This is a genomic window from Gemmatimonas sp. (genome assembly GCF_027531815.1).
Classification (GTDB): domain Bacteria; phylum Gemmatimonadota; class Gemmatimonadetes; order Gemmatimonadales; family Gemmatimonadaceae; genus Gemmatimonas.
This window is the reverse complement of sequence record NZ_JAPZSK010000010.1, coordinates 143,208-165,185: the sequence shown is the minus strand read 5'-3', so window position 1 is coordinate 165,185 and position 21,978 is coordinate 143,208. Positions and strand designations below refer to the sequence as shown.

18 protein-coding genes and 1 other RNA gene are annotated in these 21,978 nt (G+C 65.4%); 9 read left to right on the top strand and 10 right to left on the bottom strand.

From position 1 onward, the window contains the following. Positions 1 to 7: 7 nt before the first annotated feature. Genes hisS through O9271_RS13325 form a run of 7 tightly spaced genes read left to right on the top strand, consistent with a single transcriptional unit; the run spans position 8 to position 9,014 of the window. Positions 8 to 1,309: a histidine--tRNA ligase gene (gene hisS, locus O9271_RS13355; protein WP_298270567.1), complete on the top strand. Its 1,302-nt coding sequence runs from the start codon at positions 8 to 10 to the stop codon at positions 1,307 to 1,309. Continuing rightward, positions 1,306 to 2,775, top strand: a complete 1,470-nt coding sequence (gene proS, locus O9271_RS13350) for a proline--tRNA ligase (protein WP_298270564.1) — start codon at positions 1,306 to 1,308, stop codon at positions 2,773 to 2,775. Before hisS ends, proS begins: the two co-directional genes overlap by 4 nt. 20 nt (positions 2,776 to 2,795) lie before the next feature. Beyond that, entirely contained in the window at positions 2,796 to 4,067 is a 1,272-nt protein-coding gene (gene lysA, locus O9271_RS13345; RefSeq protein ID WP_298270562.1) for a diaminopimelate decarboxylase, read from the top strand. Then, a complete protein-coding gene (locus O9271_RS13340; protein WP_298270559.1) occupies positions 4,067 to 4,579 on the top strand; it encodes a metallophosphoesterase family protein in 513 nt (170 codons plus the stop codon). Before lysA ends, O9271_RS13340 begins: the two co-directional genes overlap by 1 nt. Beyond that, entirely contained in the window at positions 4,579 to 6,129 is a 1,551-nt protein-coding gene (guaA, locus tag O9271_RS13335) for a glutamine-hydrolyzing GMP synthase (RefSeq protein ID WP_298270557.1), read from the top strand. The genes O9271_RS13340 and guaA overlap by 1 nt, the downstream gene beginning before the upstream one ends. A gap of 7 nt (positions 6,130 to 6,136) precedes the next feature. Then, positions 6,137 to 7,639 carry an amidohydrolase family protein gene (locus O9271_RS13330; protein ID WP_298270554.1) on the top strand — a complete coding sequence of 501 codons (1,503 nt, stop codon included), beginning with the start codon at positions 6,137 to 6,139 and terminating at the stop codon, positions 7,637 to 7,639. Positions 7,640 to 7,697: 58 nt separating this feature from the next. Further along, positions 7,698 to 9,014 carry an MATE family efflux transporter gene (locus tag O9271_RS13325; RefSeq protein WP_298270552.1) on the top strand — a complete coding sequence of 439 codons (1,317 nt, stop codon included), beginning with the start codon at positions 7,698 to 7,700 and terminating at the stop codon, positions 9,012 to 9,014. A 19-nt stretch (positions 9,015 to 9,033) separates the two neighbouring features. On the opposite strand, the gene O9271_RS13320 is transcribed toward O9271_RS13325, so the two are convergent. After that, complete coding sequence (locus tag O9271_RS13320; protein ID WP_298270549.1) at positions 9,034 to 9,486, bottom strand: PTS sugar transporter subunit IIA; 453 nt, start codon at positions 9,484 to 9,486, stop codon at positions 9,034 to 9,036. A gap of 81 nt (positions 9,487 to 9,567) precedes the next feature. On the opposite strand from O9271_RS13320, the gene dusB reads away from it, so the two are divergent. Then, on the top strand, positions 9,568 to 10,629 hold the full coding sequence (gene dusB / locus O9271_RS13315) for a tRNA dihydrouridine synthase DusB (RefSeq protein WP_298270547.1): 1,062 nt from the start codon (positions 9,568 to 9,570) through the stop codon (positions 10,627 to 10,629). A gap of 68 nt (positions 10,630 to 10,697) precedes the next feature. Continuing rightward, positions 10,698 to 11,055, top strand: a transfer-messenger RNA (tmRNA) gene (gene ssrA, locus O9271_RS13310). 82 nt (positions 11,056 to 11,137) lie between these two features. Here ssrA and ppdK read toward each other — a convergent pair. The 9 genes from ppdK to purB are packed head-to-tail and all read right to left on the bottom strand — an operon-like array spanning position 11,138 to position 21,971. After that, positions 11,138 to 13,801, bottom strand: a complete 2,664-nt coding sequence (gene ppdK / locus O9271_RS13305; RefSeq protein ID WP_298270544.1) for a pyruvate, phosphate dikinase — start codon at positions 13,799 to 13,801, stop codon at positions 11,138 to 11,140. A 35-nt stretch (positions 13,802 to 13,836) separates the two neighbouring features. After that, the gene (purF, locus tag O9271_RS13300; RefSeq protein ID WP_298270542.1) at positions 13,837 to 15,240 is read right to left on the bottom strand and encodes an amidophosphoribosyltransferase; all 1,404 of its coding nucleotides are present in this window, start codon (positions 15,238 to 15,240) and stop codon (positions 13,837 to 13,839) included. A gap of 11 nt (positions 15,241 to 15,251) precedes the next feature. Continuing rightward, entirely contained in the window at positions 15,252 to 17,585 is a 2,334-nt protein-coding gene (purL, locus tag O9271_RS13295) for a phosphoribosylformylglycinamidine synthase subunit PurL (RefSeq protein ID WP_298270540.1), read from the bottom strand. After that, a complete protein-coding gene (purQ, locus tag O9271_RS13290; protein ID WP_298270538.1) occupies positions 17,582 to 18,286 on the bottom strand; it encodes a phosphoribosylformylglycinamidine synthase subunit PurQ in 705 nt (234 codons plus the stop codon). Before purQ ends, purL begins: the two co-directional genes overlap by 4 nt. Further along, complete coding sequence (gene purS / locus O9271_RS13285; protein ID WP_298270536.1) at positions 18,283 to 18,540, bottom strand: phosphoribosylformylglycinamidine synthase subunit PurS; 258 nt, start codon at positions 18,538 to 18,540, stop codon at positions 18,283 to 18,285. The genes purQ and purS overlap by 4 nt, the downstream gene beginning before the upstream one ends. Then, complete coding sequence (gene pssA / locus O9271_RS13280) at positions 18,537 to 19,394, bottom strand: CDP-diacylglycerol--serine O-phosphatidyltransferase (protein ID WP_298270534.1); 858 nt, start codon at positions 19,392 to 19,394, stop codon at positions 18,537 to 18,539. The genes purS and pssA overlap by 4 nt, the downstream gene beginning before the upstream one ends. Before the next feature lie 29 nt (positions 19,395 to 19,423). Beyond that, on the bottom strand, positions 19,424 to 19,585 hold the full coding sequence (locus O9271_RS13275; protein WP_298270532.1) for a hypothetical protein: 162 nt from the start codon (positions 19,583 to 19,585) through the stop codon (positions 19,424 to 19,426). Next, positions 19,582 to 20,526, bottom strand: a complete 945-nt coding sequence (locus O9271_RS13270) for a phosphoribosylaminoimidazolesuccinocarboxamide synthase (RefSeq protein ID WP_298270530.1) — start codon at positions 20,524 to 20,526, stop codon at positions 19,582 to 19,584. The genes O9271_RS13275 and O9271_RS13270 overlap by 4 nt, the downstream gene beginning before the upstream one ends. After that, positions 20,523 to 21,971: an adenylosuccinate lyase gene (gene purB / locus O9271_RS13265; protein ID WP_343213915.1), complete on the bottom strand. Its 1,449-nt coding sequence runs from the start codon at positions 21,969 to 21,971 to the stop codon at positions 20,523 to 20,525. The genes O9271_RS13270 and purB overlap by 4 nt, the downstream gene beginning before the upstream one ends. Between the last annotated feature and the right edge of the window lie 7 nt (positions 21,972 to 21,978).

Below are 21,978 nucleotides of genomic sequence, written 5' to 3'. Positions count from 1 at the left end.
TACCGGGATGTCCCACAAGCCGCTGCCCGGATTCCGCGATTTCTATCCCGAACAGTTCGCCGAGCGAGCCCACATCTTCGACACCTGGCGCCGCGTCGTGCGGCGCTATGCGTTTCAGGAGTACGACGGGCCACCCCTCGAACCGCTCGAACTGTACACGCAGAAGAGCGGGGAGGAGATCGTTACGCAGCTCTACAACTTCGTGGACAAGGGTGAGCGTGCCGTGGCCATGCGCCCGGAAATGACGCCGACCTTTGCCCGCATGGTTGGGGCGAAGGCGCAAACGTTGCGCAAGCCGGTGCGCTGGTTCTCGCTGCCGCAGCTGTTTCGCTACGAGCGCACGCAAAAGGGCCGATTGCGTGAGCACTACCAGTTAAACGTGGACCTCGTCGGCGAAGCCGACGTGCTTGCCGACGCCGAGCTCCTCTCGGTGGCGCTCGAAATCATGCGTGCCTTCGGCCTCACCGCAGCTGACGTACGGGCGCGTGTGAGCGACCGCCGCCTGCTGAACGGGTTACTGACGCACTTGGCCATCGCCGAGCCGGCGTGGCCGGCGGTGTACACCGTGCTGGACAAGCTCGAGCGGCAACCGCGTGAGCTCTCCGCCGAAAAGCTGGCGGAGGCGGGGCTCGATGATGAAGCGGCAACGGCCGTACTCGGGTTTGGCGCCCTCGATTTCGCCACGATGCGCGCGCGCTACGGCGACGCACCTGCCGTGCAGCCCCATGTGGCGCGTTTTGCCGAGTATCTGGCCCACTGTGACGCGCTTGGCGTGGCCGACTGGATCCGGTTCGATCTCACCATCGTGCGCGGGCTGGCGTATTACACCGGCATCGTCTTCGAGCTGTTCGATCAGGTGGGTGAATTCCGGGCGATCTGCGGTGGGGGGCGGTACGACAACCTCCTCAAGTCGCTGGGCGGCGCCGACCTGCCGGCTCTGGGTTTCGGCATGGGCGACGTGGTGATCGGCGAATTGCTGCGCGCGCGGGGGCTCATGCCTCCTACGCCATCGACGGTGGCGATATGGGTGGCGCAGTCACCCGATACGCCGGATGCGCCGCACGCCGCTCTGCGCACCGCCGCGGCGTTACGCGGCGCCGGGTGCACGACCGAGTTCGCGTTGCGGGTGCAGAAACTGGACAAACAGCTGGAGTCCGGGCGCAAGGCAGGCGCCGGGACCTTCGTCATCGTAGATCCCGGCATGGGTGACGCGCCTTGGCGCGTCCGGCGAACCGGCAACGACGACGTGATCTTTTCTTCGCTCGACGCGCTGTGCGCCTGGGCATCCTCGAACGGAACCGTACGATGAGTGACGACAAGAAGCTGACCACCCGCGCCGAGAACTTCAGCGACTGGTACAACGAACTTGTGCTGCGGGCGGAGCTCGCGGACTACTCGCCCGTTCGCGGCTGCATGGTCATCCGGCCGCACGGCTATGGCGTCTGGGAGCGCATGCAGCGGGCGCTCGACGACATGTTCAAGGCCACGGGCCACGTGAACGCGTACTTCCCGCTGTTCATTCCCGAGAGCTTCCTGTCGAAGGAGGCGCAGCACGTGGAAGGGTTCGCGCCCGAGTGCGCCGTGGTGACCCACGGCGGTGGCAAGCAGCTTGAGGAGCGCCTCGTGGTGCGCCCCACGTCGGAGACGATCATTTACTCGATGTTCGCCAAGTGGGTGCAGAGCTATCGCGACTTGCCATTGCTGTACAACCAGTGGGCGAACGTGGTGCGGTGGGAGATGCGCACGCGCCTGTTCCTGCGCACGATGGAGTTTCTCTGGCAGGAAGGGCACACCGCGCATGCCACGCACGATGAGGCGGAAGCGGAAACACGCCGCATGCTGGGCGTGTACCGTGAATTCATGGAAGGCTGGATGGCCATGCCGGTCATCACGGGGCAGAAGACGGAAAGCGAAAAGTTCGCCGGCGCGCTGCGCACCTACGCCTGCGAAGCCATGATGCAGGACAACAAGGCGCTGCAGGCGGGCACGTCGCACAATCTGGGACAGAACTTCGCCAAGGCCTTCGACCTCACCTTCCAGAATGAGCAGGGGCAGCAGGATTACGCGTGGAACACCAGTTGGGGTGTATCCACGCGTATGATCGGCGGGTTGGTCATGACGCACGGAGACGACAGCGGCCTGCGTCTGCCACCCCGCCTTACGCCCATTCAGATGGTGATCGTCCCCATCTGGAAGACCGACGAGGAGCGCGCGGCGACGATCGAGGCGGCGAAGCGGATCGCCGACGAGTTGGGCAGCTACAAGCGCCCCGACCACGAGCGCATCCGGGTGCATGTGGACGACCGCATCGGCATCAAGCCGGGGGCCAAGTATTATCACTGGGAGTTGCGTGGCATTCCGCTGCGGTTGGAGATCGGGCCGCGTGACCTGGCCTCCAGTTCGGGGATGCTGGCGCGGCGCGATACCCGCGAGAAGCGGAGCATCAGCCTCGAGGCGCTGCGCGCCGAGTTGCCAGTGATTCTGGACACCATTCAGGCGGACATGTTGGCTGCGGCGCGGACGCGCCTCGAGGCCAATACGATTCGTGAGCGCATCGGCTACGATCGGTTCAAGGACGTCATGGATGGTCCGGGCGCCTTCGTGTTCGCCGGCTGGAATGGCGACCCTGCTGTCGAGGCCAGGGTGAAGGAGGAGACCAAGGCGACAATTCGCGTCATCCCTGATGCGGAGTTCCGGTCCGCCGAGGCACCGACCACGTGCATGGTGACCGGCGAACCGGCCAAGTACGAGGTCGTGTGGGCGCGCTCGTACTGACGTCGAGCGAGGCGCCACGCATGCCGACCACCGGGTTCACGACCATCGACGGCGTGCTGCACGCCGACCAGGTGCCGCTACCAGCCATCGCGGCGGCAGTCGGCACGCCAGCGTACGTGTACTGCGCGAACACCGTGCGCGATCGCTTCCGCCGCCTGGACGACGCCTTCGCCGGAATACCGCACCACATCCACTTTGCGGTCAAGGCCAACTCGAACCTGCATGTACTGTCCCTCCTGCGCGAACTCGGTGCGGGCGTGGACATCGTCTCGGGGGGAGAGCTGTTCCGCGCACTGGAGGCCGGCTTCGGCGGTCGTGACGTGGTGTTCAGCGGTGTGGGGAAGACGGTTGCCGAGATCGAGCAGGCGCTCCGGGCCGGGGTCGCGCTCATCAATGTCGAATCGGAAGCCGAAGTCGTCGCCGTTGACCACGTGGCCGGTGGCCTCGGCCTCAGGGCGCCGATCGCCATTCGCGTCAATCCGGAAGTCACCGTGGAGACGCCCCACGCGTACATCAAGACCGGAGAGAAGGGACAGAAGTTCGGGATTCCGCGTGACGACGTGACGCGCCTGGTGGCGTTGATTGCCACACTCCCCCACGTGGAGTTGCGCGGCCTCGGCATGCATCTCGGGTCGCAGATCAGTAATGCCGATCCACTGCGGGATGCCTTGCCCCGATTGCTCGCGGCCATCGCCCACGCGCGTGCCGAAGGGCACCCCGTCACGTACATGGACGTGGGCGGTGGCCTCTCGGTCCCGTACGAGCCGGGCGAGACGTCGGCTGATCTCGATGACTACGCCCGCCTCGTCCGCGCCGCGGCACTGGAAACGGGACTGACGCTGCTGCTCGAGCCGGGGCGCTATCTCGTCGCGGAGGCTGGCGTGCTGCTCACGGAGGTGCTGTATCGCAAGCACGCCGCCGGCAAGGATTTCGTCGTGACCGACGCCGGCATGAGTGATCTCATTCGTCCGGCTCTCTACCAGGCGTATCACGCGATCGAAGCCGTGCAGCAGACCGCGGGAGCACTCACCGCCGACGTGGTGGGCCCCATCTGCGAATCCGGCGATTTCTTCGCCAAGGCTCGCGCGCTTCCCGACGTGCAAGCGGGAGCACTGCTCGCCATCCGTACGGCCGGCGCGTACGGCTTCACCATGGCGTCCAATTACAACTCGCGTCCGCGACCGGTTGAGGTGCTCGTCGACGGCGAGCGTTTCGCCGTGGCCGGGGCACGCGAACAGTTCGATGATCTGGTGCGCCTCGAGCGCGCCCCCCTCCACTGGAGAACTGCCTGATGCGCATCGGTCTGTTGTCGGATACCCACGACCGCGTCCCTGCCATACGCGAACTGCTCCAGCAGATGGTCGCTGGCGGCGTGTCACTCGTGATGCACGCGGGGGACTACTGTTCCCCTTTCTCGTTGCAGCCGTTCCACGACCTGTCGTTGCCGCTGCTCGGGGTGTTCGGACGCAACGACGGTGATCGCGATGCTCTGATTGCAGCGGCGAAGACCGGTTTCGGCGCCGCCGAGCTGTACGAGTCGCCGCACAGCTTCGATCTCGGCGGCAAGTCCGTCCTGCTCGTGCATGATCTGGCTGATGTCCACCAACGCTCCATCGACGGGCATGAAGTGATCGTGCACGGCTTCACGCATGTGCCCGAGATGAAGGCTCGGGGCGACTCGCTCCTGGTCAATCCGGGTGAGGGGTGCGGCTGGTTGCACGGTGCACCCACCGGGGCGATCCTCGACCTCGATACCAAGGCCATCGAATTCCTGAAGCTCACCGGACCGGAGTGGAAGGTCTGATGCAGAAGACAGAGAGCCGTATCCTCATCCTCGACTGCGGGTCGCAGTTCACGCAGCTGATCGCGCGACGGGTCCGCGAGGCGCGCGTGTATTCGGAGATTCATCCGCCGTCCCGGTCGCTCGAGTGGATCCGCAAATGGAAGCCGACGGGAATCATCCTGTCCGGAGGCCCCAGCAGCGTGGCGGACGAGGGGGCTCCAACCGTCTCGCGGGATCTGCTCGACATCGCGCCGGTGCTTGGCGTGTGCTACGGCATGCAGCTCATCGCGCACCTGGAAGGCGGCGCGGTGGTTGGTGGTGGGCGACGCGAGTACGGCCGGGCCGAGGTCACCATCGATGACACCACGGGGTTGTTCAAGGGGTTCGACGCAGCGGAACGGACAACCGTGTGGATGAGTCACGGCGATCATGTGGATGAGGTCCCGCCCGGCTATGTGGCCACCGCGCACAGTGGCACCACCTGCGCCGGCTTTCGCCATGCCACGAAGCCCATTCACGCTGTCCAGTTTCACGCCGAAGTCCACCACTCGGTCCGTGGTGCGGAGATCATACAGAACTTCCTGTTCGGGGTGTGCCATTGCACACCGGACTGGACGCCCGGGCACTTCATCGAACAGGAAGTGGCGCGCATCCGCGAGCTCGTGGGAGACCGGCAAGTCATCTGCGGTCTTTCGGGCGGTGTGGACTCGAGCGTGGCCGCGGCGCTCGTGCATAAGGCCATCGGTGATCAGCTCACCTGCATTTTCGTGGACACGGGATTGCTGCGGCTTCATGAGCGCGACCAGGTGGAACGCACAATGGGGGAACACCTGGGTATCCGGCTCATCACCGTGCGCGCCGAAGAGCGCTTCCTCAACGCGTTGGCTGGCGTCGGTGACCCTGAGCGCAAGCGCAAGATCATCGGCGAGCATTTTATCCGCGTATTCGAGTCGGCCAGCGCCGACGCCGGTAAGGAGGCGGCGTTCCTGGTACAGGGGACGCTCTACCCGGATGTCATCGAGTCGGTCAGCGCCAAGGGTGGGCCGAGTGCCACCATCAAGACGCACCACAACGTGGGTGGACTGCCCAAGGACATGAAGTTCCAGCTCATCGAGCCGCTGCGTGAGCTGTTCAAGGACGAGGTGCGCAACGTGGGGCGCGAACTCGGTCTGCCGGAGGAGATGGTGGGGCGTCACCCGTTCCCCGGTCCTGGCCTCGCCATCCGGGTGCTCGGGGAAGTGAGCCCGACCGCGCTCGATGTGCTCCGGCGTGCAGATGCGATCTATCTGGAAGAGATCCGGGCGTCAGGTCTGTACCCCGAGATCTGGCAGGCGTTTGCCGTGTTCCTGCCGGTGCGTTCGGTGGGAGTCATGGGTGACGGCCGCACCTACGAGCACGTCATCGCGCTGCGCGCGGTGACCAGCACCGACGGCATGACGGCGGACTGGTTCAACTTCCCGCACGAGGTGCTGGGACGCATTTCGAACCGCATCATCAACGAGGTGGACGGCGTGAACCGCGTAGTATATGACGTGAGCTCCAAGCCGCCCGCCACCATCGAATGGGAGTGAACCGCAGATGCGTATGACCGACCGCGTTTCCCGGCTCGTTAGCTTGGGCCTGCTGTCGCTGGCGTTCGCCTCCGAACTCTCGACGCAGTCGGCGCCCGCGCACGGCGTGCGCCCACGTCGCATGGCCATTCGCAACGCCATGGTGATCGAGGGGAACGGCACGCCCGCCGAGGGGCCCAAGGACATCATCCTCGAGGGCAATCGCATCGTCGAGATCGTGGCACTCGACCCGGTGGCCGTGAAGTCGGGGACCGTGCGACGCGCGCCGGCCGATGTCGAAATTGACGCCACGGGGAAATACGTCCTGCCCGGGCTGATCAATCTGCATGGGCACGTGCAGGATGAGCGCGGTGGCCTGCCGCAACCACTCGACTATCAGCTCAAGCTGTGGCTGGGCATGGGGATCACGACCGTGCGGGATGTCTCCAGCGAGACGCCCAAGACGCTGCAGCTGCGGGCGCGCAGTCTGACCGGAGACATCGCGGCCCCCCGGCTGTACGTCTACGCGCGGTACGCCTACATGCCGGTGCCCCGCAACGAGGCGGAAGCGCGCCAGCGTGTGCGCGATCTCAAGACGATTGGGGTCGATGGACTCAAGCTGTTTGGCATGGACAAGGACGTCTATCTTCCCGTCCTCGATGAGGCGCGGAAGCTTGGCCTGCGCACCGCGCACCACATGGCGGTCGATGAAACCAACGCCTGGGACGCCGCAAAGGGTGGACTGACGAGCATCGAGCACTGGTACGGGGTTCCCGACGCGGCGATCATCGACGGGGTCCAGCCCTTCCCGTCGAATTTCAACTATGCCGACGAGGGCATGCGCTTTCGGTATGCCGGACGCCTTTGGCGCGAAGCCGATCCGACGCGGCTGCAGGAGGTGCTCAAGGCGATGGTGCAGGGTGGGGTCGCGTGGAATCCGACCCTCGAGATCTACGAGGCCAGTCGCGACCTGCAGCGCGCGGAAACCCAGCCGTGGTTTGCGCAGTACCTGCACCCGACACTGGAGAAGTATTTCCGCCCTGACCCCGCCAATCACGGGTCATACTTCGCGAACTGGAGCAGTACCGACGAGGCATACTGGAAGGAGAACTACCAGATCTGGTTCCGCGCGGTGCGTGACTTCGAGCGACTGGGCGGCCTCATCGGTGCCGGCGAAGACGCCGGGTTCATCTACCAGGTGTACGGATTCGGCCTCATCCGTGAACTCGAGCTGCATCAGGAGGCGGGGTTTCCCACGCTCAAGGTGTTGCAGCATGTCACGGCCAACAACGCGCGCATACTCGGCGAAGAGCAGCGGCTTGGCCGCGTCCGTGCAGGCTATCTGGCCGATCTGGTGGTGGTGAACGGCAATCCGTTGGAAGACCTCAAGGCGTTCTATCCGCCGCGTGCCGATGCCGCGGCGGGGCCCGGTGGCGGCATTCAGTGGACGATCAAGGATGGAATCCCGTACGATGCGCCGCGCCTGCTGCGCGAAGTTCGTGAACTGGTGAAGGCGGCGAAGGCGCCGTGACCGCGGTACGGCGCCTATTGTGAGGGCTGCGCGCGGCTGGCGGGACGATCTGCGCGACATGGCCCAGGTTGCCGCGCCGGTTGTGCTCATCAACGTGGGCCTGCAGGCCATGGGTGTGGTGGATACGCTCATGGTGGGTCGGCTCGGAGGCGCTGCCATCGCCGCCGTGGCGCTCGGCAACTTCTATTTCTTCAACGTCAGCGTCTTCGGCATCGGCCTGCTCTTCGCCATTGATCCCGTGGTGGCGCAGGCGGTTGGCGCCGGCGATCGGCTCGGGATCACGCGCGGCGTGCAGCGCGGTCTCGTGCTGGCGTTCGGGGTGTCACTCGTCGTCATGGCGGCGCTCCTCCCCGGCGAGTGGCTGCTCACGGTGCTCGATCAGCCGCTCGACGTCATTGACGAAACCGCCGTCTACACCAGACGCCGAGTGCTTGGTGTCCTCCCATTCTTCCTTGTTGCCGTGTTGCGCCAGGCGCTGCAGGCGATGGGGCCGGTGCGTCCGATCATCGTGGCGGCGGTGGTCGCCAATATCGTGAATGCCGCAGCCAACTGGCTGCTCATCTTCGGGAACTTCGGGGCCCCGGTGCTTGGCGTAGAGGGCGCCGGCTATGCGACGGCTATCGCCACGTGGGTCATGGCCCTCGTCCTCGCGTGGCTCGCGTGGCCGTTGCTCGGGACACACATTCTGCCGTGGCATCCCGAAACGATGGCACGTGCCCCGATGCTCCGCATGCTGCGCATCGGCATCCCCATTGGCGTGCAGTGGTTCTTCGAAAGCTTCGCGTTTGGCCTGACTGCGCTATTCATGGGATGGATGGGTACGGCCTCCCTTGCCGGTCACGAGATTGCGCTCAACATGGCCGCGCTCACGTTCATGGTGCCGCTGGGCGTATCGGGAGCCGCCGCTGCCGTTGTGGGCCGTGCCATTGGGCGCGGCGATATCAGCACGGCTCGACGCGACGCAGTGGCCGCGATCGCGTGCGGCGTGGGCTTCATGTGCATCAGCGCCCTGGTGTTCATCGGGGCACCGGCATGGCTCACGTCACTCTACACGAACGAGCCGGCGACGGTGGCCGTGGCCGTATCGCTGATTCCGCTGGCCGGATGGTTTCAGGTTTTCGACGGTCTGCAGGCGGTGACCAGCGGCGTGCTGCGGGGAACCGGCGACACGCGCGTACCGGCAATGCTGCACCTGATCGCGTTCTGGGGCGTGGGTATTCCGCTGGGCTACTACCTGGGCTTCCATACCCCGTGGCGTGAGCAGGGGTTGTGGATGGGTCTGGTGGCCGGATTGGCAGCGGCAGCCTTCCTGCAAAGCGCGCGCGTGGCCCGACGACTGCAGTCGGACCTCGCGCGCGTGCGAATCGACCACTGACCCAGCCGCCGCGGCAGCGCTACACGCGCTTCTCTTCCAACAAGGCCATGAACTCGGCGGGCGATCCGATCTCGAGCAGTCGGCCCGGCACATCGCTCTCCTTGCTGAACTGCGCAATTTTACCGAGCACGGGGAGGTACTGATTGGAGACCTCGAGCGGCGGCGCAACGATCAGGAAGAAGAAGTTCACGGGCTTGTCGTCGATAGCCTTGAAATCGACGCCGTCCTTCTTGCGGCCAAACGCGACACGCAGGCGGTTGACGACCAGTGATCGGCAATGTGGAATGGCGATGCCTCGGCCGATGCCCGTCGAGCCCAGGTTCTCGCGTCGCTTGAGCATCTTGAACAGCATGCCCTCGGACTTCTCGTCGAGCTTGAGGAGGCCGATCAATTCCTTCAGGATCTCATCCTTGCTGGTGCCCTGAAGCTCCAGTTGGACGGCGTCTTCGGAGAAAAACTCGCGCAGTTCCATAGCCTTGCAACCTAACCGTCGGACGCGCTGAGTCAAACGGGACGCGTTGCCCCCCGGTTTGGGCGTCGCTACTTTCATGGAATGGCCAAGTCCTTGCCCCGCAAGACGTTTCCCTTTCCGGTCCCAAACCAGACGCCGCTCTACCTGGCCCCCATGGCCGGTGTATCGGAATCGCCGTTCCGTCGCTTGTGCCATAGCCATGGCGCGGACGTGGTGATCACCGAGTTTCTGTCGGCCGAAGGCATTCGCCGGGAGAACGAAGCAACGATCAGCAAGCTGCGCTTCAATCAGGACGAGCGGCCGATCGGCGTACAGATCTTCGGGGCCGACCCGCGGGCCATGGCCGATGCGGCCGCCATGGTCACCGATCTCTTCATGCCGGACTTCGTCGACATCAACTTCGGATGTCCGGTCAAGAAGGTCGTGCGGCGCAACGGCGGGTCGGGGTGCCTCAAGGACATGGACCTCGTGCAGGAGATCATCCGCGCGGTGTCGAAGGCCACCCCGCTTCCCGTCACGGTCAAGACGCGCAGTGGCTGGAACGAGGAGATGCGCGACCCGGTCGGCATTGCGCTTCGCATGCAGGATGCGGGCGCCACCGTGTTCACGCTCCATGCGCGGACGCGGACCCAGATGTACAGCGGTCAGGCGAACTGGGACGAGATCGCCAAGGTTGCCGAGGCACTCGACATCCCGGTGCTGGGCAACGGCGACATCAAGACGGCGTCCGACGCCAAGCGGATGCTCGACCATACGCGGGCTGACGGCATCATGATCGGTCGCGGGTCCTACGGCCAGCCGTGGATCTTCAATCAGGCGCGGGCGCTGATCAACGGCGAACCAATGCCGGCCACGCCGGCTGTGCACGATCGCTTCGCGGTTGCCCTTGGACACGCGCGCATGGTGCAGGCCTACGAGACGGATCCCATTGGTGCGGCGATCGAGTTCCGCAAGCACTTGGGGTGGTACGTGAAGGGACTTCCCAACTCCGCCGATTTGCGTGCCAAACTGCATCAGGTGCGCGACTTTGCCGAGGTGGAGGCGATCTTCGCCAATTACCTCCTCTTCTACGATGAGTACGTCGCCCGGGGCGCGAAGGCCGACGATCCGGATGTATCGGATCTCACCTGTGAAGCGGCCTGAAACGGCGGCACAGTTGCCGGAACCGGCGTGGGGCGTATAGTGTAACAGGTAGCAGGACCGTTCGAACCGGGGGTGACTGGCTTCGACGGGGTTGGTGAAGCTCTGGTAGCGTGCCCAGGTACTCGAGCACCTGGTAAAACACTCGGGAAAACCACAATCGCGAACAACAACCTCGCGCTCGCTGCCTAACCTTCGGGTTACGTAGCAGTGCTCACGCGGCAGCCCGCCCGGGGCGGCACGTGAGTATCGCAAATCTGGGCTAGCCTGTTGGTGCGTCTTCCGTCGGCAGGCAAAACTCTAGAAGACTTGTCCTGAGGTGGGCTTTCCATTGGCCAGCCGAGGGAGACCTCAATCAATGGAATACGCACGTAGAAGCTGGGGTCGATCTAGTCTCGGACAGGGGTTCGATTCCCCTCACCTCCACTACAGCAAAGGGCTCGCTTCGTGGCGAGCCCTTTGTTGTTTTGCCCCTGGTGGCGCTTCAGGGCGCCGCTCAGTCGGCCAGTGCTCAGTCGGCCAATGCCGCGTGGGCGGCGGCAAGGCGTGCCACGGGGACCCGAAATGGCGAGCACGACACGTAGTCGAGACCAACCGAGTGGCAGAAGGCCACGCTGCGCGGTTCTCCGCCATGCTCGCCGCAGATCCCCACCTTGAGCGTTGGCTTGGTTTCGCGCCCGTCACGTACGGCCCACTTCACCAACTTGCCAACGCCCTTGGTGTCGAGCACCTGGAACGGATCGTCGGGGAAGATGCCCCCCTCCACATACTGCGGGAGGAAGCGTCCAGCGTCATCACGACTGAGCCCGAACGTGGTCTGTGTGAGGTCGTTGGTGCCGAACGAGAAGAAGTCGGCCTCGGCAGCAATCTCGTCGGCGGTGAGCGCCGCGCGAGGGAGCTCGATCATGGTGCCGACGAGATACGGGACACGTTCTCCCATCACTCCCATGACCTGGTCGGCGGCGCGCTCGATGATCGCCCGCTGATGCCGGAACTCGGTCACATCCGACACGAGCGGTACCATGATCTCCGGCAGCACCTCGATACCGCGCCGACAGGCACGAACGGCCGCCTCGAAAATGGCGCGCGCCTGCATTTCCGTGATCTCGGGGTACACAATTCCCAGGCGACACCCGCGGTGCCCCAGCATGGGGTTGGTTTCGCGCAGCGCCGACACGATGCGCGACAGCTCCGGGCGCGAAAGATTCAGGGAGGCCGCCAGCAGTGACGATTCCTCACCGCCGTGCGGCAGGAATTCGTGCAGCGGCGGATCGAGCAGCCGAATGGTGACCGGATAGCCATCCATCGCCTCGAAGATTCCCTCGAAGTCGGTGCGCTGCATGGGCAACAGCTTCTCGAGTGCGCGGCGGCGCCCGCCTTCATCACGGGCCACGATCATCTCGCGCATCGCGGTGATGCGATCACCCTCGAAAAACATGTGCTCGGTGCGGCACAGGCCGATGCCTTCAGCCCCAAAGTTCCGTGCCACCCGCGCATCGCGCGGCGTGTCCGCGTTCGCGCGCACCTTGAGCCGGCGATGGGTGTCGGCCCACCCCATCAACGTGGCGAAGCCGCGATACGTGGGGGCCTCGCTCGCCGGCTGCAGGCCATTGATGACGCGCATCACCTCGCTTGGCTGGGTGGGCAGGTCTCCGAGAAACACGCGCCCGGTGCCACCGTCGAGCGTCAGCCAGTCCCCCTCAGAGACTACCACGTCCCCCACACGCATGCTGCGCTGATCGCCCAGAATTTCCATGGCTGTGCAGCCCACGATCGCGCACTTGCCCATGCCTCGGGCCACAACGGCCGCATGGCTCGTCATGCCGCCGCGCGCCGTGAGCACTGCGCGCGCCGCCACGATCCCGTGGAAATCCTCCGGGGTGGTTTCCTCGCGGACGAGAATGACCTGTTCACCCTGCTGCTGGCGACGTTCGGCCACATCGGGATCGAAGACCGCCACACCGCTGGCCGCGCCTGGGCTTGCCGGCAGCCCCACGGCAATGGGCGTCGCCTGCGACGTGCTGGCAATGACGCGGTGGAGCAGCTGGTCCAGCTGGTTGGGCTGCAACCGCAGCACCGCATCCCGCTCGGAGATGAGGCCTTCGTTCACCATGTCCAGCGCGATCCGCAGCGCGGCCGCCGTGGTGCGCTTGCCCGTCCGCGTCTGCAGCAGATAGAGCGTACCGCGCTCCACGGTGAACTCGATGTCCTGCATGTCGCGGAAGTGCCGCTCGAGACGTGCCTGGGTCTCAAGCAGCGCCTCGTAGGCCCCCGGCAGCTGGCTCGCCATTTCGTCGATGTGGAGCGGGGTGCGAATGCCGGCCACAACATCCTCCCCCTGCGCGTTCACGAGGAACTCACCATAGAAGCGGTGTTCGCCGGTACTCGGATCGCGCGTGAAGGCCACACCGGTCCCGGAATCGCTTCCCATGTTGCCGAACACCATGGACACGATATTGATCCCCGTGCCGAGGGCATGCGAAATGCCATTCACCTTGCGATAGTCCACCGCCTTCTTGAGCGTCCACGAGTTCCACACGGCCTCGATGGCGCCCCAAAGCTGCACCTGCGGATCGGAGGGGAAATCAGCACCGGTGGCAGCGCGTACGAGTTGCTGATACTCCGTGACGAGCGAGCGCAGCGCATCCGCGCTCAACTCCGCGTCGGAGCGGACGCCAGTCGTGAGGCGCTTCGTTGCGAGCAGTTGCTCGAAGCGATGGATGTTCACCCCCAACACCACGTCGGCGTACATTTGCACGAAGCGCCGGTACGAGTCGAATGCGAAGCGCGTGTTGCCGCTAGCCGCGGCAAGTCCCTCGACCGTCTTGTCGTTGAGCCCGAGGTTGAGGATCGTTTCCATCATCCCTGGCATGCTGACCGCTGCCCCCGAGCGCACGGAGACGAGCAGCGGGTTGGCCGGATCACCGAACCGCTTACCGCTCACGGTCTCCAGACGGACGAGCGCGGCTTCCACTTCGCTGCGCAAAGCGTCGCTGATGCCGCCATGCTCGAGATATGCCACACACTGGTCGGCGGCAATCGTGAAGCCAGGCGGGACGGGCACCCCGAGATTCGTCATCTCGGCCAGATTGGCCCCCTTTCCGCCAAGTAGCGACTTCATCTCCCGCGTGCCGTCAGCCGTGCCGTTACCAAAGAAATAGACCGACCGCTTCACGAGAGAGGCTCCTGCTGTGGATGGAAGAGTGAGGATCAGGCGATGCCGACCGGCACACCAGCGGAACTGCCGGCGCGAAGCAATTCCGGCTCCGACGGCGTGGCCGTCGGATAGCGACCGGAGAAACAGGCATGGCAGTAGCCGTCCGGACCGGTCGGCATGGCCGAGAGCATGCCCTCGATGGACAGATACCCCAGCGTGTCCACGCCCAGATGACGGACCAGTTCCTCGTGGCTCATTTGCGCCGCAATGAGCTCTTCCCGGCGCGGCGTGTCGATGCCGTAGTAGCATGGGCTGATGATGGGCGCACTGGATACGCGCATGTGCACTTCCCGCGCACCCGCCGCCCGTACGAGCGACACCAGGCCGCGCGTGGTCGTGCCACGCACGATCGAGTCATCCACCATGACCACGCGCTTGCCCTCGATGATCTCGCGCACCGGGTTGTACTTCACCTTCACCTTGGCATCACGCCCCGACTGCGTGGGCTGGATGAAGGTGCGCCCGACGTAGTGATTGCGAATGAGCGCCAGTTCGTAGGGAATGCCCGAGGCCTCGGCGAATCCCAGCGCCGCTGAGTTGGACGAATCGGGGACCGCAAACACGACGTCCGCGTCGGGAGCGGGGCATTCGCGCGCGAGCTGCCGCCCCAGCGCGCGCCGCGAGCGATCCACCGAGCCACCGAAGATCTTGCTGTCGGGACGGGCGAAGTAGACGTGCTCGAATACGCAGCGATTCAGCGGTGCCGCCGGCAACGCCGTGATCGACCGCAGCCCGTGCCGATCCACGGCCACGATCTCCCCCGGCGCGATCTCGCGCTCGACGACCGCGCCCACGATGTCCAGTGCGCAGGTCTCCGACGCGAACACCAGGCTGTCGGCGAGGCGCCCCATGACGAGCGGCCGCCATCCGTGCGGATCGCGAGCCACCACCACCGTTTCGTCCAGGACCACGAGCAGGCAGTACGCACCTTCCACCCCCTGCAGGGCCTCGGCCACGCGCGCCTCTGGGGATTCGCCGGAGGCACGGGCGATGCGATGCACGATCACTTCCGAGTCCATCGTGCTCGAGAAGATGGCCCCATCATCTTCGAGTGCCCGTCGCAGCTCCACGGCATTGGTGAGGTTGCCGTTGTGCGCGAGGGCAATGTGCCCCCGGCGCACACGGGCCAGCACCGGCTGCGCGTTCTCAATGGCCGAAGAGCCGGCCGTGCTGTAGCGCGTATGCCCGATGGCGATCGGCCCCTGCAACGCCAGCATCTCGTCGTCGCCGAACCCCTCGGACACGAGGCCCATCGCGCGACTCACGCGCGCCTGCCCGTTGTCGTCGACCGCCACGATGCCGGCCGACTCCTGGCCGCGATGCTGCAAAGAGTAGAGGCCCAGCTGCGTCAGGGCCGCTGCATCCTTGTGGCCGTAGACGCCGAAAATGCCGCACATGGGAAACTCCCTCAGTCGTTGGTAGGAGCGTGCGACGCGGTCACCACATGCTCAGCCGGCGTGTCGCCGTCCATTGCCTGGGGAATGGCCTCGTGGAACGCTTTGGCGAGCCAGTTGATCGGCGCCGTGAAGGTATCGTCGGAAATGGTGAAGCTCGCGCCGGTGTCGGCCTCGGTCACGCGCCCGATCACCCGCGCCGGTACCCCGTACCGTTGCGCGATCTTCAGCACGGCCGCGCTGTCGGCGGTGGACACGACCACCCGGCCGTGCGCTTCGCCGAACAGCAGCGCACGATGGGGGAGCGTGGTCCACGGGGACAGGTCGACCGCAAACCCGAAGGCGTGGTCGCGCTCCATCATGGCACATTCCGCCAGCGCCACGGCAAGGCCCCCGTCGCTGCAATCGTGTGCCGACCGCACGACTCCCGCTGCGATGGCCTCGAGCAGCGCGTCGATGAGGGAACGCTCCGTGGCCGGGTTGCACGCGGGCGGCTCGCCGATCGTGAGACCATGGACGCTGAGCAGGTACTCACTCGCCCCCAGTTCATCCGTGCATTCCCCCAGCAGCACGATGGCGTCGCCCACGCGCTGAAACGCCGACGGGGTGATGTGCGCAAGGGACTCAATCAGACCAACCATGCCGATCGTTGGGGTCGGATGAATGGCGCCTTGTGGATTCTCGTTGTACAGCGAGACGTTGCCGCCCGTGACCGGAGTCTCCAGCACCGTGCAGGCTTCTCCCATCCCGGCGATTGCCTCGCTGAGCTGGAAGTACACTTCCGGCTTCTTCGGATTGCCGAAGTTGAGGTTGTTCGTGATGGCCTTGGGGCGCGCACCGCTGCACGCCACGTTGCGCGCGGCCTCGCACACCGCTGCGCGCCCGCCGTTGCGCGGCGACAGCGCCACATGGCGTCCATTGCCGTCGATACACAACGCAATCGCCTTATCCGTGCTGCGAAGACGCACGACGGCAGCATCACTCCCGGGCCCGCGTACCGTGCTGGTGCGCACCGTCGAGTCGTACTGCTGCCACACCCACCGCTTGCTGGCAATCGTGGGCGACGAGAGCAGGCGCTCCAGCGTCCACGCATGGTCGCGTTCGTCGGCGAGTGGCTTCACGTCATGCGGGTCGCGCGCCCGCGCCGCTCTGAGCGCCTCGCTCTCCCTCGGCTCCAGCACGTACTGCGGGCATTCGGTCACGAGCCGCGAGCCGGGAAACTCCGCGACGATCGTCTCCCCCTCGGTCACCCGATACACCGGCTCCGCGATCACTTCGCCGATCACCGCCGCTTCGAGATCCCACTTTGCGAGGATCTGGCGGACGGCGTCCTCATGGCCCTGGCGGGCCACCACGAGCATGCGCTCCTGGGATTCAGAGAGCAGGATCTCGTAGGGCGTCATCCCCTGCTCGCGCACGGGGACCTTGGTCGCGTCGATCGTGACCCCCACGTCACCGCGCTCCGCCATCTCCGCCGAGGAGGATGTGAGACCAGCCGCACCCATGTCCTGGATGGCCACGATGTGCCCACTGCGAATCAGTTCGAGCGAAGCCTCGAGGAGCAGCTTCTCGGTGAACGGGTCACCCACCTGCACCATGGGGCGCTTCGCCTCGCTGGACTCGGAAAGATCCTCCGAGGCGAACGAGGCACCGTGAATGCCGTCGCGACCGGTTCGCGCCCCCACCGCCATGATGGGATTGCCAACACCGCTGGCAACGGCGCGGATGAGTTCGTCCTCGCGCATGAGCCCCACGCACATGGCATTCACGAGAGGATTGCCTTCGTAGGACGGGTCGAACACGACTTCGCCGCCCACGGTAGGGACGCCCACGCAGTTGCCGTAATCGCCAATGCCCTTCACCACACCGGCGAAGAGCCATCGCACTCGCGAGGAGGTCAGCGGGCCGAAGCGCAGCGAGTTCAGCAGAGCGATGGGGCGGGCGCCCATGGTGAAGACATCACGCAGAATGCCGCCCACCCCGGTGGCAGCCCCCTGATACGGCTCCACAGCCGAAGGATGGTTGTGGGACTCGATCTTGAACGCCACGGCCCAGCCGTCGCCGACGGAAATGACGCCGGCGTTTTCTCCGGGCCCCTGCAGCACCCAGGGAGCCTTGGTGGGCAGCGTCTTGAGCATGGGGCGGGAATGCTTGTAGGAGCAGTGCTCGCTCCACAGGGCACTCACCACCCCCAGCTCGGTGAACGTCGGCGTACGGCCGAGCATGTGCACCAGACGCTCGTACTCGAACTCGGTGATGCCATGCTCGGCAACCAGCGCCGGCGTAATGGTCGGGTCACCGGGACGCGACTGCACGCGCGAGGCGGTCGAAGGTGTGGATACGTTCATATGGCAACTCCTCCCAACAGCGATTCAACGATCGACGTGAAGAGCGGCAGACCGTCCGTCGAGCCCAGCGCCCCCTCCATGGCCCGCTCCGGGTGCGGCATCATCCCCAGCACGTTTCCGGCCTCGCTGACGATGCCCGCAATGTTGCGGAGCGATCCGTTCGGATTGGCCGCGCGGGTGGCCTCACCGCTGGCGTCGACGTAGCGGAACACCACACGCCCCTCCCCCTCGAGTCGGGCGAGTACGTCGCCGTCGGCGGTGTATCGCCCATCGCCATGTGCCACCGGAATGCGGATCTGCTGCCCCAGGTGATACTGCGAGGTGAAACGCGTGGCGATGCTTTCCACCCGCAGCGTGACCGGCGCACTCACGAAGCGCAACGTATCGTTGCGCAGGAGCGCGCCAGGCAGCAGCCCCGCTTCGCAGGCAATCTGAAAGCCATTGCAGATGCCCAGCACGAGGCCGCCGCGGTTGGCGTGCTGCACCACCTCCCGCATGATCGGACTGAATCGCGCGATCGCGCCGGCGCGCAGGTAATCGCCATAGCTGAAACCACCGGGGAGAATCACCAGATCCACCCCCTGGAGGTCCTGATCCTTGTGCCACAGGTAGACGGCGTCCTGACCGAGGATGTCCGCGACGGCGTGGAACGCATCCTCGTCGCAGTTGGAGCCCGGGAAGCGAACGATGCCGGCTTTCACGCGCGCTCCACGCTGGCGATGTCGTAGTCTTCGGTTACGGGATTGGCGAGCAGCTTCTCGCACATGGCCTTCACCGCCGCACGCGCCGCGTCTTCCGACTCGGCGGTTGTGTCCACCACAACGTACCGACCCACGCGCACATCACTGACATTGGTAAACTCGAGTGAGTGCAGCGCGTCGGCGACGGCCTTACCCTGAGGATCGAGAATACCACGACGCGGTACGATGTGGACGGCGCAACGGAAACGGGTCATGCGGGCTTATCCTCGCGACCGGTGTCGGAACCGGCTGGGTTGCGTTGGGAAGGACGACGCCGGCGACGGCGACGGGGAGGGGCGCTCTCCGAATCTTCATCATCGTCATCGCCGGACGCATCACGACCCGGCAGACGGTCGAGAAGACCGAGGAACACCGTGCGGCCGATCCCGTACAGCACGTACGCCATGCCGGCCGGAAAGAAGAACTGCTTCGGCAGGAAGATCACGCCAATGAGCGTACCGATGACGAGCAAGAATCCGAGGATGCCCTGGAGGGAGCGGAAGTTGACGACGGGAAACTTGGCGTACTGCACGTTGCTGATCATCAGCATGCCAAGGCCGAGGATCAGGAATCGGAGCATCTGATGCCAGGGAAGGTCGGCGACGATCGTCTCGGTATACAGCGAGGTCTGGCTGAACCAATAGTACGTGGCCAGCACCCCGCCGGCTGCCGGGCTCGGAAGCCCCTGGAAGTGCGTCGTCTTGCGACCGGCCTGCATCACGTTGAATCGGGCCAGACGCATCACCGCGCACGCGGTGAAGAAGAAACAGAAGATCCACTCCCACCGTGTACTCTGAAACACCGCGAAGTACATGATGAGTGCGGGCGCGGTGCCGAACGAAATGGCATCCACCAGCGAGTCCAGCTCTTCGCCGAAGCGCGAGCCGGTCTTGGTGGCGCGCGCAATGCGGCCGTCGAGCGTATCGGCGACGGCACCGAACACGATGAAACGCGCCGCGGCATCGAAGTCGCCGCGTGAGGCGGCCACGATGCCGAAGATGCCGAAAAACAGGTTGGCCAGCGTGAATCCGTTGGGCAGCGCGATGACCGCGGCCTCCTGGGGCCGCATCCGCCGGCGCTCCGTACCGTCGGGGGCGTTCATCGGCGAGTCCAAGCGAGTACCAGTGTCACCAGCGTCATGACATAGCCCAGCAACCACCAGGTCCACGAACGACCACGCAGGGCGAGTCCGAACAGCACGAGCAGGGCAACACCCGTCGCCGCGGTAATGCCCCCGATTTCGACCGAGGGGGCGTTCACTGGGCGACCGGAAGCCCCAGACGGGCCAGGTCGAGCGGGGAACCCGTCAATCGATGAAAGGCGTCGCGATACCGTAAACTGGTGGCTTCCACGATCTCCGGGGGCAGTACCGGAGCGGGCGCGTCACCATCCCAGCGCCCCGCCTTCCGCTCCACGTCCAACCAGTCACGCAGCGGCTGTTTGTCGAAGCTCGGCTGCCCGCGGCCGGGGACGTAGCGGTCGGCAGGCCAGAAGCGTGAGCTGTCGGGGGTGAGGACCTCGTCGATGAGCAGCAACGTGCCCTCGCGCCAGCCGAACTCGAACTTGGTGTCGGCCACGATGATGCCGCGCGGCTCGGCAACCGCCCGCCCGAATTCGTAGATCGTGCGCGCCAGTTGCTCGAGCGTCGCCGCTGTCTCCGCCCCGACCCGTGCCACCACCGTGGCAATGGTGATGTTCTCGTCGTGCCCGGTCTCGGCCTTGGTGGCTGGACTGAAGATCGGCGGATCGAGACGGTCGCTTTCACGCAATCCCGTGGGCAGCGCCTCGCCCGCAAGGGTGCCGATCGCCTGGTATTCCTTCCATGCCGAGCCGGTGATGTAGCCTCGCACTACGCACTCGATGGGCACCACGTCCGCCTTCCACGTGAGCATGGCCCGACCGGCCAATGCCTCGCGATAGGGCGCGAGCGCGGGCACGGCGGCGAGGATGGCGTCGGTGTCGGCCGTGATGAGATGGTGCGCGATGCCCGACGGCAGTTGGCCGAGCCACCACGCGGTGAGCTGCGTGAGCACGGCCCCCTTGTAGGGAATCGCCTCCGACATCACCACATCGAAGGCGCTGATGCGATCGGTCGTTACCAGCAGAAGGCGATCGGCATCGACCTCGTATACGTCACGCACCTTGCCACGCCGCACCAGCGGCAACGGCAGGTCGGTCTGCAGAAGCGCCGCTGTGCTCATACGCGAACCTCTTCCTGGTCCACGCTGGCACGTTCGCGCGACAGCCACGGGGCGACGTGCACCTCGAGGAACTCCTCCACCTGCTGCGGAGCGCGCCCGACGAAACGCGCGGGCTCCGCCACGGCCTGCAGATCCTCCAGCGGCACACCGAACGCCGGATCAGAGGCAAGCCGCTCCAGCATGTCGTTCCTCGCGGCGCCATCCTTGACCGCCCGCGCCGCCGCAATGCTGTGCCCACGAATGATCTCGTGCGCCTCCTGGCGGTCGCCGCCCGCGCGCACGAAGCGAACGATCAGTTCCTCCGTGGCCATGAACGGCAGCTCGTCATCGACGCGCCGCCGGATGCGCGCCGGATGCACCTCGAGTCCCCGCACCACATTCTGCAGCAGCACCAGAATGGCATCGGTCGCGAGAAACGACTCTGGAATGGCCAGACGGCGATTCGCCGAGTCGTCGAGGGTACGCTCGAAGTACTGCACGGCGTGGGTCTGGTTGGCATTCGGCTCGAGCGAGAGCACAAAACGGGCAAGTGCCGCGATGCGCTCCGACCGCATGGGATTGCGCTTGTATGCCATGGCCGAGGAACCGATCTGATTCTTCTCGAAGGGCTCCTCGATCTCCCCGAACGCCTGCAGCATGCGAATGTCGCCGCTGAACTTGGAAGCGGTTGCGGCGATCCCGGCCACGACACCCAGCACCTGCGCATCGATCTTGCGCGAGTAGGTCTGTCCGCTCACCGGGATGCTGGTGGCGAAGCCCATTTTCGCGCACACCATCCGGTCGAGTTCGCGCACCTTGGCATGGTCGCCGTCGAACAGCGACAGGAAGGACGCTTGCGTCCCGGTGGTGCCCTTGACGCCACGGAAGGGGAGGGAGCCGATGCGGAACTCGAGATCCTCGAGATCGAGCAGGATGTCCTGCATCCACAAAGTGGCCCGCTTGCCCACCGTGGTCAGCTGCGCCGGCTGCAGGTGGGTGTACCCGAGCGCCGGCACATCTTTCCACTCCCGCGCGAAGCCGCTCAGCGCGTCGAGGGCGTCGAGCAACTTCGCCCGTAGCAGGCCGAGACCGCGCCGCATGAGAATGAGCTCGGCATTGTCCGTGACATAGCAGCTGGTCGCCCCGAGATGAATGAACTTGCGCGCCTCGGGGGCCACGTCGCCGAAGGCGTGCACATGCGCCATGACGTCGTGGCGAAACTTCCGCTCGTAGTCGGCCACCGCGTCGAAATCGATGTCGTCGAGGTGCGCGCGCATCCCGGTGAGCGCTGCGTCGGGAATGGCAATGCCGAGCGATTGCTGCGCTTCCGCCAAGGCCAGCCACAGGCGACGCCACAGGCCATAGCGCTCCTGCGGCCCCCAGAGCGTGAGCATGGCACGGGACGCATAGCGGTCGGCAAGCGGAGACTGATACGACGATCTATCGGAAGCGGTCACGGAATCGATGGTGAGG

Coding starts and splice junctions, on each gene's coding strand:
- hisS (WP_298270567.1), top strand. CDS start 8: ATGTCCCACAAGCCGCTGCCCGGATTCCGCGATTTCTATCCCGAACAG.
- proS (WP_298270564.1), top strand. CDS start 1,306: ATGAGTGACGACAAGAAGCTGACCACCCGCGCCGAGAACTTCAGCGAC.
- lysA (WP_298270562.1), top strand. CDS start 2,796: ATGCCGACCACCGGGTTCACGACCATCGACGGCGTGCTGCACGCCGAC.
- O9271_RS13340 (WP_298270559.1), top strand. CDS start 4,067: ATGCGCATCGGTCTGTTGTCGGATACCCACGACCGCGTCCCTGCCATA.
- guaA (WP_298270557.1), top strand. CDS start 4,579: ATGCAGAAGACAGAGAGCCGTATCCTCATCCTCGACTGCGGGTCGCAG.
- O9271_RS13330 (WP_298270554.1), top strand. CDS start 6,137: ATGCGTATGACCGACCGCGTTTCCCGGCTCGTTAGCTTGGGCCTGCTG.
- O9271_RS13325 (WP_298270552.1), top strand. CDS start 7,698: ATGGCCCAGGTTGCCGCGCCGGTTGTGCTCATCAACGTGGGCCTGCAG.
- O9271_RS13320 (WP_298270549.1), bottom strand. CDS start 9,486: ATGGAACTGCGCGAGTTTTTCTCCGAAGACGCCGTCCAACTGGAGCTT.
- dusB (WP_298270547.1), top strand. CDS start 9,568: ATGGCCAAGTCCTTGCCCCGCAAGACGTTTCCCTTTCCGGTCCCAAAC.
- purF (WP_298270542.1), bottom strand. CDS start 15,240: ATGTGCGGCATTTTCGGCGTCTACGGCCACAAGGATGCAGCGGCCCTG.
- purL (WP_298270540.1), bottom strand. CDS start 17,585: ATGAACGTATCCACACCTTCGACCGCCTCGCGCGTGCAGTCGCGTCCC.
- purS (WP_298270536.1), bottom strand. CDS start 18,540: ATGACCCGTTTCCGTTGCGCCGTCCACATCGTACCGCGTCGTGGTATT.
- pssA (WP_298270534.1), bottom strand. CDS start 19,394: ATGCGGCCCCAGGAGGCCGCGGTCATCGCGCTGCCCAACGGATTCACG.
- O9271_RS13270 (WP_298270530.1), bottom strand. CDS start 20,526: ATGAGCACAGCGGCGCTTCTGCAGACCGACCTGCCGTTGCCGCTGGTG.